Source organism: Dysgonomonas sp. ZJ279, from assembly GCF_011039205.1.
Classification (GTDB): Bacteria; Bacteroidota; Bacteroidia; order Bacteroidales; family Dysgonomonadaceae; genus Dysgonomonas.
On the sequence record NZ_JAAKEL010000001.1, the window covers coordinates 110,498 to 126,126 of the forward strand.

Annotated in this window: 15 protein-coding genes; 8 read left to right on the forward strand and 7 right to left on the reverse strand. The window is 37.3% G+C overall.

From position 1 onward, the window contains the following. Positions 1-4: 4 nt before the first annotated feature. On the reverse strand, positions 5-1,300 hold the full coding sequence (locus G7Y57_RS00565; RefSeq protein ID WP_165020228.1) for an MATE family efflux transporter: 1,296 nt from the start codon (positions 1,298-1,300) through the stop codon (positions 5-7). Positions 1,301-1,441: 141 nt separating this feature from the next. Here G7Y57_RS00565 and G7Y57_RS00570 point away from each other — a divergent pair, with 141 nt between their 5' ends. The 4 genes from G7Y57_RS00570 to G7Y57_RS00585 all read left to right on the forward strand — a co-directional run bounded on the left by G7Y57_RS00570 (position 1,442) and on the right by G7Y57_RS00585 (position 4,860). Beyond that, positions 1,442-2,023 carry a CD225/dispanin family protein gene (locus tag G7Y57_RS00570; protein ID WP_165020229.1) on the forward strand — a complete coding sequence of 194 codons (582 nt, stop codon included), beginning with the start codon at positions 1,442-1,444 and terminating at the stop codon, positions 2,021-2,023. Positions 2,024-2,091: 68 nt separating this feature from the next. Next, positions 2,092-2,391 carry a CD225/dispanin family protein gene (locus G7Y57_RS00575; protein WP_165020230.1) on the forward strand — a complete coding sequence of 100 codons (300 nt, stop codon included), beginning with the start codon at positions 2,092-2,094 and terminating at the stop codon, positions 2,389-2,391. 5 nt (positions 2,392-2,396) lie between these two features. Next, entirely contained in the window at positions 2,397-2,786 is a 390-nt protein-coding gene (locus tag G7Y57_RS00580; protein WP_165020231.1) for a DUF2752 domain-containing protein, read from the forward strand. 97 nt (positions 2,787-2,883) lie between these two features. Then, the gene (locus G7Y57_RS00585) at positions 2,884-4,860 is read left to right on the forward strand and encodes a KUP/HAK/KT family potassium transporter (RefSeq protein ID WP_165020232.1); all 1,977 of its coding nucleotides are present in this window, start codon (positions 2,884-2,886) and stop codon (positions 4,858-4,860) included. Here the strand turns inward: G7Y57_RS00585 and G7Y57_RS00590 are convergent. The 6 genes from G7Y57_RS00590 to G7Y57_RS00615 form a co-directional block, all read right to left on the reverse strand. Then, positions 4,837-5,904 carry a M20 family metallo-hydrolase gene (locus G7Y57_RS00590; protein WP_165020233.1) on the reverse strand — a complete coding sequence of 356 codons (1,068 nt, stop codon included), beginning with the start codon at positions 5,902-5,904 and terminating at the stop codon, positions 4,837-4,839. The two genes, G7Y57_RS00585 and G7Y57_RS00590, sit on opposite strands and share 24 nt — an antisense overlap. Before the next feature lie 10 nt (positions 5,905-5,914). Continuing rightward, a complete protein-coding gene (locus G7Y57_RS00595) occupies positions 5,915-6,283 on the reverse strand; it encodes a DUF1801 domain-containing protein (protein WP_165020234.1) in 369 nt (122 codons plus the stop codon). 89 nt (positions 6,284-6,372) lie between these two features. Then, entirely contained in the window at positions 6,373-7,047 is a 675-nt protein-coding gene (locus G7Y57_RS00600) for a 2-C-methyl-D-erythritol 4-phosphate cytidylyltransferase (protein WP_165020235.1), read from the reverse strand. Next, positions 7,044-7,241 carry an exodeoxyribonuclease VII small subunit gene (gene xseB, locus G7Y57_RS00605; protein WP_165020236.1) on the reverse strand — a complete coding sequence of 66 codons (198 nt, stop codon included), beginning with the start codon at positions 7,239-7,241 and terminating at the stop codon, positions 7,044-7,046. The genes G7Y57_RS00600 and xseB overlap by 4 nt, the downstream gene beginning before the upstream one ends. Beyond that, the gene (xseA, locus tag G7Y57_RS00610; protein WP_165020237.1) at positions 7,241-8,548 is read right to left on the reverse strand and encodes an exodeoxyribonuclease VII large subunit; all 1,308 of its coding nucleotides are present in this window, start codon (positions 8,546-8,548) and stop codon (positions 7,241-7,243) included. Before xseA ends, xseB begins: the two co-directional genes overlap by 1 nt. Positions 8,549-8,551: 3 nt before the next feature. Further along, entirely contained in the window at positions 8,552-9,967 is a 1,416-nt protein-coding gene (locus tag G7Y57_RS00615; protein WP_165020238.1) for a S8 family peptidase, read from the reverse strand. A 220-nt stretch (positions 9,968-10,187) separates the two neighbouring features. Here G7Y57_RS00615 and G7Y57_RS00620 point away from each other — a divergent pair, with 220 nt between their 5' ends. The 4 genes from G7Y57_RS00620 (at position 10,188) to G7Y57_RS00635 (ending at position 15,283) form a co-directional block, all read left to right on the forward strand. Further along, complete coding sequence (locus tag G7Y57_RS00620) at positions 10,188-12,017, forward strand: ABC transporter ATP-binding protein (protein ID WP_165020239.1); 1,830 nt, start codon at positions 10,188-10,190, stop codon at positions 12,015-12,017. A gap of 20 nt (positions 12,018-12,037) precedes the next feature. Next, on the forward strand, positions 12,038-12,799 hold the full coding sequence (gene trmB / locus G7Y57_RS00625) for a tRNA (guanosine(46)-N7)-methyltransferase TrmB (RefSeq protein WP_165020240.1): 762 nt from the start codon (positions 12,038-12,040) through the stop codon (positions 12,797-12,799). A gap of 10 nt (positions 12,800-12,809) precedes the next feature. Then, positions 12,810-13,925: an Mrp/NBP35 family ATP-binding protein gene (locus G7Y57_RS00630; protein ID WP_165020241.1), complete on the forward strand. Its 1,116-nt coding sequence runs from the start codon at positions 12,810-12,812 to the stop codon at positions 13,923-13,925. Between the two features lie 113 nt (positions 13,926-14,038). Then, positions 14,039-15,283, forward strand: a complete 1,245-nt coding sequence (locus G7Y57_RS00635) for a TlpA family protein disulfide reductase (protein ID WP_165020242.1) — start codon at positions 14,039-14,041, stop codon at positions 15,281-15,283. Positions 15,284-15,629: the final 346 nt, after the last annotated feature.

A 15,629-nucleotide genomic window follows, 5' to 3' on the forward strand; every position in this document is an offset into this window, starting at 1 on the left:
TCAATTATCTGGACTCATTCAAAATAGTAGGTGCCATAAAATACTGGATTATCCCACGTAGAGCCAGATAGACTATAAACGCAAACCATAGTATATTGTTCAAAAAAAATGTGTTAAAAGAAAAGTATATCACGAAGAAAGAGGCGGATGCAATGAGCATCGAATTTCTCATCTGTCGCGAAGCTGTTGCACCGATGAAAATACCATCCCAAAGGAATGCGGAGAATCCTGCGACTGGAATTAACAGTGCCCAGAATTGATATTCTTTGCTTAATTCTACAATATTTTGTTTGTCGGTAAGAAATGAAAATATCTGATCGATAAATACTCCATATATAAGAGTAAATATCACAACAATCAGGCCACCCCATATAAATAGACGCTTAACCAATACTTTCAGTTCAGACTTTTTGCCTGCACCAATTAGTTTTCCTGTAAGAGCTTCGGCGGCATAAGCGAACCCATCCATTATAAAAGAGAACAGAATAAACAACTGCATCATAAGCGCATTCACCGAAAGAATGTCGTTCCCAAGTTTTGCTGATGCAGACATAAAGAAGGTGGTAACGGCCACAAGTGCCATTGTACGGATAAATATGTTGCTATTTACTTTGAAAAAAGGAATAAACGATTGCAGGTTAGCCAGTATCTTAAGATTTATATATTGCTTAAGATTCTTATATTGAATATTGCATATAACCAATGATGCCAGAAAACCGCTGTATTGTGCCAGAACAGAAGCTAAAGCAACACCTTCTATCTGCATACCTAGGCCGTAAACGAAAATGAAACTTAAACCGATATTTACTACGTTGATACCAATAGAAATGAACATGGGGGTTTTAGCGTTCTGCATCCCAATAAACCATCCATTGAAAGCATACATACCTAATATTGCAGGTGCTGCCCAAATGTATATATGAAAATACGTGAGTGCAAAAGTCTTCAACTCAGGCTCTCTGTCTACAAGTGTAAAGCCTATATAAGCAATTGCTTGTTGCAGGATAATAATTAATATGCCGGCGGCCATTGCAACCATTAGCGCCCGAAGTAAAATATTCGTTCCCTCCTGCCAGTCTTTAGCCCCATAGGCTTGTGCAGTGAATCCACTTGTGCCCATTCTCAGGAATGAAAAACTCCAATAAATCGCATTGAAAATCATTGCAGCAAGGGCGATAGCTCCGATGTAGTATTCGGAGTCGAGATGTCCTACAATAAACATATCTACCATGCCTAGTAGTGGAACAGTAATATTAGAAATTATATTGGGAATCGCGAGGCGGAGAATGTCTTTATTCATAACGATTACAAATGTAAGGTTGTAAAATAACATCCACAAATCAAATGATATTATTGTGAGGATAAGAATTTTATATATCTTTGCACTGTTTAACTTTTCAGGAGGTTAAAAGCAAGGTCAAATTTTATAGAACGCATATACATGAATGGTTTTTATTATATAGACGAAGTGTCTAAGCAGCAATGTGGACCCTTTTCTATCAACGAATTACAGGCGAAAAATATTCGCCCTAATACGATGATATGGAGTTCGGGAATGACGGATTGGGCTGAGGCAAGAACTGTGGCAGAATTAGAATTTTTGTTCAATCCTAATGTGTCTATGCCGGTAGCGCCTCCAACTCAAGGAGATGCTTCTTCACCTCAATATAACAATCAGAGAAATGGTAATGCATCTACCCCTAATCAAGGGATGTACGCTTCTAATGTTTATGGTCGTAATACCATCAATAGAGGAGTAGATGTACGTCCGATGCCTAAAAACTGGTTGATCGAATCTATTCTGGTAACAGTGGCTTGTTGCTTACCTTTTGGTATAGCTGGAATAGTAAGTGCTACGAAGGTTGAGTCTCTTTATTATTCAGGTGACTATGATGGAGCGGAGCAAGCATCGAAGGATGCTAAAAAGTGGACTGTAATCGGTTTCTGTTGCACAGGGATAGTCATGGTTTTATATATATTATCTCTTGTTATAATCGGTGTCGCTTCTGCTTTCTCCCTCTAATGTGATAAAGTCAGATCAAAATATACACACATAATTATTCTTTTATATTTTATAAAATTTATCAAAAAATGGAAAATAACTTAAATGAAAACGGAGGTACTTTCAATAGTGCACCTCAAACTCCCCCTAAAAATTATTTAGTAGAGTCTATCCTTGTTACTGTATTGTGCTGTCTACCTTTTGGTATAATGGGTATCATTAATGCAACAAAAGTAGAAAGTCTTTATGCTGCCGGTGATTATGAATCATCTCAACGTGCTGCTGACGACGCTAAAAAATTCTGCAAATACGGTCTTATAGGATGGGGTGTTGTAGTAGTTATCTATGTGATTCTTATGCTTGCGGGTGTTGCTGCAGGGATTAGCTAATATTGATGGTTAGAACAACAACTATACGTATAATGATAGCAATAGCTTTGACAGCTATTGCTATTGTTATTTATTTTCTATTTAGTCCCGAGGAGTCTAATATATTCCCTCAGTGTCCTTTTCACTATCTGACAGGGCTTGATTGTCCGGGATGTGGATCGCAAAGGGCTATTCACAATATACTGCATTTTAGAATAAAAGAGGCTTTTTTCTTTAATCCTCTTCTTGTTATATCCATTCCGTATCTTATCTATGGTATCTATATGGAATACTTCGGGGGCAAACAAAAATACCCCACAGCTCGTCAGATCTTTTTCGGTAAAACTGCTACTATTATTATTTTCTTTATTGTTATTGTATATTGGGTTGGGCGTAATGTCCTAAAATTCATATAAAACTACATTTAACAAGTACAAACTAAAAAAGACAATGCTTATTTGCTTTTCTAGTGAATAAACATGTACTTTTGTCGAGTTTCAAAAAAATGATGCGATGAAAGAGAAGCATAAAGTCCCGTTTGGTCCTATCGGGGTTATAATGGCCATTGGTATTGTTTTCGGAGATATAGGTACTTCTCCTTTATATGTAATGAGAGCTATAATAAACTCTCTTCCTGCCGGAGAATTGGCGCGTCCCGATTATATATTGGGAGCTGTCTCTTGTGTCATCTGGACCTTAACTATACAGACCACACTGAAATATGTTATTATCACACTACGTGCCGATAATAAGGGTGAAGGTGGTATTTTATCCTTATATGCTCTTATCCGCCAAAGATATCGCTGGGCATATATTATTGCAGCGCTTGGTGCAGCCACTCTTCTTGCCGATGGTGTAATAACTCCCGCGATGACAGTCATGTCTGCCGTAGAAGGTTTGAATGTTATAGCACCCCATATTCCTGTAATTCCTGTAACTATTGCTATTGTATTAGGTGTTTTCCTCATACAGCCTTTTGGAACCGGCTCTCTTGGTCGATTCTTCGGTATCTTCATGGTTGGCTGGTTTACAATGATGGCTGTGATGGGTATGAGTCAACTGGTTGGAGACCTTAGTGTTCTCAAAGCATTTAGTCCTTATTATGCTGTCAACTTTCTGATAGAGGTACCTCAGGCGATGATTATATTAGGTGCGATATTCCTTTGTACGACAGGGGCAGAGGCGCTTTATTCCGATTTAGGACATTGTGGCTTGAAAAATATACGTGTATCGTGGGTTTATGTGAAAGCTGCTCTCATTATAAATTATCTGGGGCAGGCTGCTTGGATTATTAATTCGCCGCAACTGGTAAGCCACGATATTAATCCGTTCTTTGCCATGATGCCCGAATGGTTTAGCTTTATAGGGGTGATGATGGCAACGCTAGCTGCTATTATAGCCAGTCAGGCTCTCATTAGTGGATCGTTCACCGTGATAAGTGAAGCTATTTCGCTCAATATATGGCCAAATGTCAAGATAAAATATCCGACTAAGATAAAGGGGCAGATGTACATCCCTTCTATCAATTATACATTGATGATATTGTGTATACTTATCATTCTTATGCTCCAATCTTCTATGCACCTCGAAGCAGCGTACGGTTTGGCGATAACCCTGAGTATGCTCATGACATCAATTCTTCTTTTCTTATATTTCATAAAAATGAAGAAGCCATTATGGTATAGTATTCCATTGACATTATTCTTTGTAATTATAGAATTAGGATTCTTCTTTGCCAACATGCAAAAGTTTGCTCACGGTGGTTTTGTACCTATCCTTATGGCGGGAACATTAGTCCTTATCATGTATTCATGGTATAATGGCAGAAGAATAAAACGTAGTTATACAATCTACGATCAGGTAGACGATCACTATATCAACCAGATTGTAAAAATGAGTGAGGATACGACGATTCCTAAGGCAGCCACTCACCTTGTTTATATCGTTAAAGCAAATAAGAAAAACTTTTTAGAAAGTAAAATAGCATATTCTTTGTTCAAAAGAACACCTAAACGTGCTGACACCTATTGGTTTGTTCGTCTGAGAAGGACGGATCAGCCATACGAGTTCAGTTATGAAACAACAGTCTTTGTACCCGGTAAAATATTCCGTGTCGATATTCATGCCGGATTTAAATTAGGCATCCATACAGATAAATATCTTACACTGATAACAAACGAATTGGAGAAAAACGGTATAGTCGATCTCTCATCCCGTTATCCTTCTTTGCAAGATGCCGACGATAAGAGAGGCGATTTTAAATTTATGGTTGTAGACCGTATATTTAGGAATGTGCATATGAATCCTTCGCGTCAGATAATATTCGGTTGCTATAACTTGGTGAAACGATTGACCACATCGGATACTCAAATGTATGACATAGATCCATCACTGGCAGTTGTAGAGACTGTGCCATTGAAAGAAAGTGATCATACCGAAGAGCAATTGAGAGAATTGCTGGAGCAATCAAAGTCTGAGGCCGTCGAGTAATTTAACGTAAAGTTCGATTGCTTCTCTAATTTCACTAAGCAGGATGTATTCGTCGGCTGTATGAGAACGTGCCGAATCTCCGGGTCCTATCTTTACAGTAGGGAAAGGCATCAAAGCCTGATCCGACAATGTAGGAGAGCCGTAAGGTTCTTTACCTATCATGATAGCTCGTTGTACAAAAGGGTTTTCGATTGCTATATTCGAAGAGTTTAGTCTGAATGATCGAGGTTTTATCTCGCTGGTAGTATGCTCGTCGATCAATTTGAAGAGTTCTTCATTGCTATATAATTCATTGCTGCGGACATCTACTACAAAATCGCATTTGTCGGGAACTACATTGTGCTGTGTGCCTGAATTTATCATTGTAACGGTCATTTTCACAGGACCCAATAAATCACTTTCGTTTGCAAATCGGTAATCTCTGAACCATTCAATGTCTTGTAATGCTTTGTATATGGCATTATCTCCCTCGTTGCGGGCTGCATGTCCTGATTTTCCGTAAGAGGTGCAATCTATAACCATGAGTCCTTTTTCTGCCACAGCAGGATGCATACCTGTCGGCTCACCTACAATGCCGAACTCGATTGCTGGCAGTTCTGAAATGATAGACTCTACACCGCCTTTACCTGATACTTCTTCTTCGCATGAAGCGAGGAAAATGAGATTGTAGCTCTGAACTTTATTTGTAAGTATGAAGAATGCATGCAAAAGCGACACTACGCTAGCTCCGGCATCGTTACTGCCTAAACCGAATAGAATATCATCATCGACTACCGAATCGAAAGGGTCTTTTGTCCATGCACTGACAGGTTTCACCGTATCGATGTGCGAATTGAGTAAGATTGTTGGGTTCGATGAATCGAAGTCCTTATTTTGTATCCATAGATTATTGCCTTTACGCTTGGGTTCGAAACCCATATTTTTCATGTAGGTTTCTATGTAATTTGCTAAATTATCTTCCTCCCTGCTGAAAGAAGGTGTTTGTATCATCGTTTTTAATAAATCGATAGCATTGTAATATAGCGCGTCAATATCTTGCTCCATAATGGGTTGATTATTTAATTTTTATTCTTCCGCTTTTGTATAAGTCCAAAGCATCATTTAATATAAGTTCGATTGTTTCGATCGGTAAATCTTCACTTGGATCGATCCTCAATATCTTCATACGAGAGCGATTTCCTTGCTCCAATTCAGGATGGCTAAGAAGTTTACCTTCAACCATCAGGATATATGGTTCGTTGGTTTTCTTATCAGTCCATAAAAAACAAAACATCTTTTTCTTATAACAAAAACAAGGCATCTCATATTTTACAGTCTCCGACACATTCTCATCTAAGTTCAGAATAATACTGCGTAAAGCAAATAAACAACTTTTTTGAGGTTCTACCTGACTCAGATAATAATTTGAAAGTATATCTATCATTGCTTATCTCTTTTATTCCAAAAATCCTCATCGAAATTACTTCGAATTGTCACTTTCTTCATTCTTGTATAATCCTTTATAAAATATTTTCAGAGGGACGAATTAACGATAAACTCTCCTATTTTCAAATCCAAGGGTGTCGTTACTTTTATATTTGTTGTTTCCCCCCTTACCAGATGTATATTTATGCCGATTGCCTCCACTACCGATGCGTCGTCGGTGAAAGTTTCTGTATAATCGGTCTGATATGCTTTTTTAAGTATCTCGACCGAAAAGACTTGAGGCGTTTGTACTAATCTGATCTTAGAGCGATCTATAATTTTGCTTCTTTCAGCGCCTGTCATTTCACGTAGGCTGTCGGTCGAATCGATAACAGGTATTGCAGCCTGATATTGTTGGGCAGCATCGAAACATCTGGCAATCATCTCTTTCGATCCGAAAGGTCTTACACCATCCTGCACTCCGACTAAGCCTTCGTTGATAAATGCCAGTCCGTTTTTTACAGAATGAAATCGTGTTTCGCCACCTGTGGCTATTTGATGAGCAATGTTGAATTTGTATTTTCGACACAACTCTTTCCAATAATCCTGATGTGACTCGGGCAATACAAGCACTATATTTATGTGCTTATCATACTCATAGAATGCATTGATTGTATGCATCAGAATGGGTTTACCACCTATCGGAATAAATTGCTTCGGAAGATCGGCACCCATACGAAGCCCCTTTCCTCCGGCGACAATAATAATGTTTTTTTGATTCATTCTATCTTGTCTAATATCTTTTGTATCTCATCATTTGTTTTGTGTAATTTATCTTTGCAGAATTTGATAAGGGTAGCTGCTTTCTTTACCTCTTCGAGTAATACATCTACATCCAGTTCTTCATTCTCTACACGAGACATGATGTCTTGAAGCTCTTGCATTGCTTCGCCATATGATTGTTCTTTTTTTGCCATTATATTTTTTTTATGATGGATTCTACTTGTCCTTTAGCAAACACAGTTGTTATCGTATCTCCTTTTTCCAAGCTATCTGTATGTTTTACTATCTTGCCGTTTTTCATAGTTAAAGTATAGCCTTTCTTTAGGATAGTTTCGGGAGATATAAGATTGAGATGTTTCTCGAATGTCTCCAGCCTTGTTTCATTGCCCTTTATTGCTTGGTGCATATTTCTTGACAGAGAGTTTCCTAATAAAGAAAATGTATTTTGCTCATTCCTTACTATTTTCTGAACCTCTTTCCGAAGTACCTCTTTTATCGAAAGCATTTTGTTCTGCTGTTCTTTGTGCCAGTTCTTCAAAAGGAAAGAGATATGTGCTTCAACAGTATTTAGTTGTAGCATGTTTTCTTGTAAATGTAGGGCGATAGTAGATGTAATACCAATTTGCAAACTGTCTAACTCCTCTGCAATTTCGCCCATGTTATTAATCAAGAATTCAGCAACAGCAGTTGGAGTTTTAGCACGTGTATGTGCAACTATGTCTAGAACTGTTTCGTCACGTTCATGCCCTATTCCCGTTATTATAGGAAGAGGGAATTGTGCGCAACTTGCAGCCAAAAGGTATGAATCAAAACAGCTTAGTTCGGAAGTTGCCCCTCCACCACGGATAATCACTACAGCATCGAAACAATCCTGATATTCATAAATTTTTTCCAATGCTGAGATTATAGAATCTTCTGCCCTGTCTCCTTGCATAATAGCAGGGAATAGCTTGGTATAGAACGCAAACCCGAAAGGGTTATTCTCTAATTGATTACAAAAGTCCTCATAGCCTGCGGCAGTGGGAGATGAGATTATAGCAATTCTGTTTGTCGGAAGAGGTAATTCCAGTTCTTTATTAAGATCGATAACGCCGTCTTCTTGAAGTTGCTTTATAATTGCCGCGCGATTAATAGCCTGATCGCCGAGTGTATACGTCGGGTCTATATCGTGAACTGTAAGGCTGAACCCATATAGCTCATGAAATTCGATACTGACCTTTACCAATACTTTTAATCCTGAAGCAAAAGGCTGATTGGTCGCATTTTCAAAATACGCTTTCAGTATAAAGAACGTATTAGCCCATATCATTGCGCGGGCTTTCGCTACAATGGATTTGCCTAAAGTATCCTTTTCTATAAATTCAAGATAACAATGCCCATTTTGATTAGCACGTACATCGCTCATCTCTGCTCTTATCCAGAACATCTCAGGGAGGCTGTCATGTATGACGCCCCTTATCAGACGATTCAGTTCATGTAGGGAGATGGCTGTATTATCCATTATTTATTTCTTTTTCTTTTTGGTCATTTCTTTAGCTAATTGCATTGCTTTTCCCATATCGGGTAAGCCATAGCCATACGTGTCGTCCGGAGATTCATATTTATTACCTGCTTCTCTGATAACATGGAGCAATTGTCTGTTGGTCAATTTAGGATAAGCCTGCCATAAGCATGCTGCTAATCCGCACATAACAGGAGATGAGAAAGAGGTTCCATTTTTAAGTGTCTCATAGCCATTATCCCCTATAACTGCTGTTCGTGAGCCAAGAGCCACAACATCGGGTTTGGTTCGTAGGTCGGCCGTTAGTCCACGGGAGCTAAAACCTGCAATGATAGAGTCTTGTTGAATAGCCCCAACCGTTAATACCAGATTTGCGTCTGATGGAGGGGTTATTTTTCTCCATTCAGAGTTTCCCGAATTACCGGCACTCACGACAACAAACATTCCTTTTCTAACTGCCATGTCAGCGCCTCTGGTTATTAATGCAGTCTTGCCATCTAGGTCTGAATGCTCGAAGCTTTTTGCAGGAGTATCGAAATGGTTATATCCTAGGGATGTATTTACAACATCGACACCTATACTGTCGGCATATTCTATAGCTGTTACCCAATAATCTTCTTCTATGGGGAATTCGCTGCGAGAGTCTTCCGACCCCAATAATATATAATTAGCCTCGGGCGCTGTCCCTACAAAAGTATGCGGTTTGTTAGTCGCCATAGCTGATAAAACATTCAGTCCGTGTTGACTGGCATTATGAAATATATTCTCTCTGCCACGCACAAATCCTTTAGAGTCTTGTATGTTGATATTGTCCAGCAAGCTTATTCGTAGAAGGTTGTTATATCCGGCATCAATTACCGCAATATCAATACCTCCTCCTTTAAATCCGGCTTCGTGCAGTAATTGCCCGTTTTGTATTCTGATGTTTTTTTCGGCAAAACCATAATAATCTCTATAAACAGGAGGTTCTATTCTATCTTCGGGTAGTGGTACTATGACCATTATATGCATCATTGTATCGCTTTCACTTTTGGGTGTTTCCGTTACTTTTTTTCCTTTCCATACAAACCTTGCATCTGCAACAAAAGGTAAAGCTTTGAGCGTTTCTACCATGCTACTGTCTCCGCAGTGAACACTTACCGAATTGAGCCACTTACTTTTGGCTACAATAATTCCACCTGTGTTTTCAATGGATTTTATGTAGTCTTCCGAAATTGGAATATCTGTTTTTTCTATCTTTATATTTTGTTTTTCTCTTCTTTCAATAGCTTTTTTTGAAAGAAACTCCTCCGGCTTATTCAAGGAATATTCCGTTGTTCCCTTGTCTTTTAGAGTTAGTCTGAATTGATAATCATAATCCTGTGCTACCAATACGCATGTAAGTAAAAAGGAGACTAATAATAATGTGGTTCTTCTCATGTTTCTTCGTGTTTACTGCAAAAGTAAAGATAATAGTTTAAATGTAGAATCTGGTTCTGATATTTTATAAATCACGGTTCTTTTAATTCTTTCAAGCCATAATGTTCGGTTTCCTAAAAACTACAAAAGACTTTTAATAACAAAATAATTATAACTAACTTGCACCCGTTTTGTAAAAACACGATTTTGAAACAATATTCAGCTATCAAATAGACCATTAATGAACGATTTTATCAAACTGATAAGGCGCTTTATACCGCCATATAAAAAACAAGTAATACTTAATATTTTCTTCAATATATTAAGTGCTGTGTTAAACGTATTTTCCTTTACACTTATCATCCCCATACTACAGATATTGTTTGGTATGGATATACAGAAATATGAATACATGCCGGTAGACTGGGATAACCTATTCAATTTCCATATATTAAAGAACAACTTTTACTGGTTTTTGACCGATTTCATGCAAAAATATGAAGGGGCGACCGTGCTTGTTCTTCTTGGAGCATTTCTTGTATTAACTACCGGATTGAGAACACTTACTACTTACTTTAGCGGATATTTCATTGTAGCAGTGAGAACCGGAGTTGTGAGAGATATACGTAAGCAGATAAATGATAAAATACTTTCTTTGCCACTTGGCTTTTTCTCTAATGAGAGAAAAGGAGATATTATGGCACGTATGACGGGAGATGTGGGCGAAGTAGAAAACTCTGTAATGAGTTCGCTCGAGATGGTTAGTAAGAACCCTATTCTCATCATAATAAACTTAGTAACTATGTTTATTATCAGTTGGGAGCTGACATTGTTTGTATTGGTATTATTACCTATTGCCGGTTATATTATGGGTAAAGTAGGTAAGAGTTTGAAGCGAAAGTCGGTAGAGGCTCAGAATCTATGGGGGGGCTTAATGTCTCAGATCGAAGAAACATTAAGCGGATTGCGGATAATAAAAGCATTTAATGCAGAAGATAAGATGACCCAGCGTTTCGATAAGGTCAGCAATACTTTCAGAGATATGTCGAACCGTATTGCTCGCCGTCAGATGATGGCACATCCGATGAGTGAATTGTTGGGAACTCTGACGATTGCAATTGTCTTATGGTATGGCGGATCGCTTATATTGGGACAAAGAAGTGCAATAGACGCTCCGACATTTATTTTTTACATCTCTATTTTTTATCTGATTATCAATCCTGCAAAAGATCTATCGAGATCGGTATACGCTATTCAGAAAGGTTTAGCCTCGGTAGAACGTATCGACATGATTCTAAAGGCTGATAATAACATAAAAGATCCAGCCAATCCCAAACCAATTCCTTTTGAAAGAGAAATAACATACAGAAATATAAAATTTAAATACGAAACAAGCTGGGTGATTAATAATGTGAGCATAACGATTCCTAAAGGAAAAACAATTGCTCTTGTTGGTCAGTCCGGTTCTGGAAAATCTACAATGGCCGACTTGTTACCTCGTTTCTACGATGTGAACGAAGGGGGTATCTATATTGATGATGTAAATATCAAAGATGCCTCGTTACACGATTTGAGAGGATTGATGGGCAATGTAAATCAAGAGGCTATCTTATTTAATGATACATTCTTCAATAATATATCTTTCGGAGTGGAGAATGCTACTCTCGAACAGGTAATTGAGGCTGCTAAAATAGCTAATGCCCACGACTTCATTATATCCACAGAAAATGGTTACGATACAAATATAGGTGATCGTGGTGGGAAGATGTCAGGCGGGCAACGTCAGCGTATTAGTATAGCTCGTGCTATATTGAAAAATCCTCAGATATTAATTCTTGACGAAGCTACATCTGCTTTAGATACCGAGTCGGAACGGCTGGTACAAGATGCATTGGAAAAACTGATGAAAAATCGTACAACGTTGGTTATTGCTCATCGTCTGTCTACAATTAAAAATGCAGATGAGATATATGTAATGCATGAAGGAAAAGTTGTAGAACGCGGTCATCATACCGAGCTATTTGAACTAAACGGATATTATCGCAAGCTATGCGATATGCAACAATTCTAAATCGACAATAAAACAAAGATATGGGTAAAAATAAGCTCGCTAAGTTTGCCAACATGGAGGAATATCCTCATGTATTTCAATATCCCTTTTCTGTTTTGCAGGAAAAAGGTTTTGAAATGAGGGGAAAATGGAATGAATTATTTTTCAAAAACGACAATCCCATTGTTCTTGAATTAGGCTGTGGCAAGGGAGAGTATAGTGTAGGTCTTGCAAAATTATTCCCCAATAAGAATTTTATAGGCATAGATATTAAGGGAGCCCGTATGTGGACAGGGGCAAAGCAATCCTTTCAGGAGAGTATGACTAATGTCGCTTTTCTTCGTACACACATAGAACTGATCAACAAGTTCTTTGGTGAAGGAGAGATCTCGGAAATCTGGATAACATTTCCTGATCCGCAGATGAATAAAGTGAATAAGCGTATGACATCTACCCGTTTTATGAAATTATACCGCGAAATACTTATTCCAAATGGTATTATTCATCTGAAATCTGACAGTAACTTTATGTTTACCTATACTTGCGAGATGGTAAAAGAAAATAAGCTGCCTGTTCTGTTTCAGACAGATGATCTATACCATTCCGATCTGGTGGATGAAATCCTTAAAATTCAGACGTTTTATGAACAACAATGGCTAGCTCGTGGTTTAAATATAAAATATATCAAGTTTGAATGTCAGGACAGGGATAACTGGATTGAACCCGAATTGGATATCGAAAAAGACAGTTACCGTAGTTTTGGTAGAAATAACACACAATCGCTAAAGGAAGCTAAGCAATAAATAATTAGAAATGAGTACAAAAATATATCCTAAACTGATTCTGGATGCACTTCGCAATGTGCGTTATCCCGGTACAGGGAAAGACGTTGTCGAGATGGGATTTGTATCCGATGATATTCATATAGATGGAATGAAAGTGAGTTTCTCGATGTTATTCGATAAACCTAACGATCCATTTATTAAATCGGTAGTGAAAGCATGTGAAACTGCAATTTTAACATATGCTGATCCGAATATTGAAATAAAGGGAAATATAGAAGTAAAAACGGCGCAAGCTGCACCTCCTAAAGCTGCTAAATTATTACCTCAAGTTAAGAATGTAATAGCAGTGTCTTCGGGCAAAGGTGGAGTAGGCAAGAGTACTGTGTCTGTCAATCTGGCTATATCATTAGCAAAAAAAGGCTATAAAGTTGGGTTGCTCGATGCTGATATCTTCGGCCCTTCACTCCCTAAAATGTTTAACGAAGAAGATGCACGTCCGCTTTTAGAACCTATTGACGGAAAAGAATATATCGTTCCTATCGAAAAGTATGGCGTTAAGATGCTTTCTATCGGTTTCTTTGTGAATAGAGATGAGGCTGTTGTATGGCGTGGAGCAATGGCAGGAAATGCTTTAAAGCAATTGATTGCCGATGCAGATTGGGGCGACTTGGACTATTTCCTTATCGATTTTCCACCCGGTACAAGCGATATTCATTTGACATTGGTGCAGACCCTAGCTATTACCGGTGCGGTAGTAGTAAGTACCCCGCAACAAGTCGCTTTGGCCGATGCTCGTAAAGGTATAAACATGTTTACCAACGAAAAAGTAAATGTGCCGATACTTGGTTTGGTAGAAAATATGGCTTGGTTTACTCCGGCCGAACTTCCTGAAAATAAATATTATATATTTGGTAAAGAAGGTTGTAAGGCTCTTGCCGAAGAGATGAATGTACCTCTTTTAGGGCAGATACCTATTGTACAGAGCATCTGCGAAGGTGGTGATAGCGGAGTCCCTGTTTCGCTGAACGAAAACTCTATAACAGGTATGGCATTTGCATCTCTTGCTGATAGCTTTGTGGCTTCGGTCGAAAAACGAAATGCGGAACATGCGCCTACCCAAAAGGTCGAAGTTCATAAAAAATAATATAATTAGGCTATAATATAACGGGCTGGAGGTTGTTCTAACTTTCAGCCCTTTCTTTTTCTATTTTCTGTCAATTAATATTGTATCTTTATTTTCTTATAAACTAGTATAATATGAAAAAGCCAATTTCTGTTGTTCTCCTTTTTGTTTTATTTATTTTACAAATTGATGCACAACAAGGCGATGACATAATAAATATAAAGTTAAATACTCCCCAGTACTATGAAGAAACAGAAGGAGGTTTAATTTTTATTCCAAACCCTATTAAAATTTGGCCGGAAAATGATCTTGTAGCACCATTCGATAGCATTTTGTATGAATTGGTGTTACAAGATGATCTACAATTCAGAAAATCCACAGATATCGGTCAAAAAATATGTGAGGATATGCCTGACGGATTAAAAATTCTTCTTAGAAAAGAATCGGATTCGATTATAATAAAGTTATCAAAGCATTATAATTATTTTTTAAAAAATGACATAAGGTTATCATATCATGCTGATTCTGCAAAGAAATGGACAAATAAAATTTTACCCGATAATTTATTTCCTCGAATAGATATAATTTATCCTTATTGCCTCGAGAATAAGATAGAATATAAAACCTGTGAATTATTTTTCCTGCCTTTTGTCGATGGAGTTACTTTCAATGATTCACGATTTTACGAATTACCTCTGAATGTTTTTATTTCAAAAATGAGAAATGCAAAATTTCAGAATAATACTATATCCATTATTAAAAACAATCTCGCAAACTCAGATATAGTAGGGCTCGAATTGAATGTAATAGATTCTTTGGGTAATTATCATGGTGACGCATATGTAAATGGGATAAAATATAAAAGAAATTACCGGTTAAACGATTCAATCTACATAAACAATCAATATTACAAACTTACAGAAATTAATGAGAATTGGGATAATGTTCAACTTCAATTATTGACTGATATCAATGAGAAAACTCCATTATTAGCGAATATACTATTAGATAAACTAAATCCTTTTTTTACAGAGAAAAAGAAATTCATTGTTATCGATTTTTGGGGAACATGGTGCAGTCCATGTATAGCGACTCTCCCTAAATTGCGTGAATTATATAACTTATATAATGATAGATACGAATTTGTTAGCGTTTGTTTTGATAGAGCCGATAATTTTGATAAAGCCAAAACAATATTTGAAGAAAATGATATTCAATGGCCGCAGATATTCGATGAATCTAATAACGAATCGATTACAGTCAAACTAGGTATTACAACATTTCCAACTTATATGTTGATAGACCATAAAGGACAAATATTATTGAAAAATGGAGGATTACCCGGGTTTGAAAATTTAGCAAACTATATGAAAAAATGAAACTTGAAATTTTCAAGTTTATATGGCTGAACAATAGGTGTTTTGGCAAAAAAAAATGCGTTTTTAGCTCCAAAGTATTTCATTGATTAAAATTTGAAAGGTTACTTACTATTAACATGACTTTTCATACCCATATATAGATAAATACCAAAATAGGTTACAATGGTGATTTTATCCTGATTATCTCAATTGTTAAGCTATGCAAATAGTTAAATTACTTTAACTATTTGCATACAAGTGGGAGAATAGATGGTCAATTCTCCTACTTGTATTATTTTTGGTATCTTAATCTATTATTTAAATGTCATACCTATGAAGAACTACGCGTTGAGTGCCATTTCGGTAG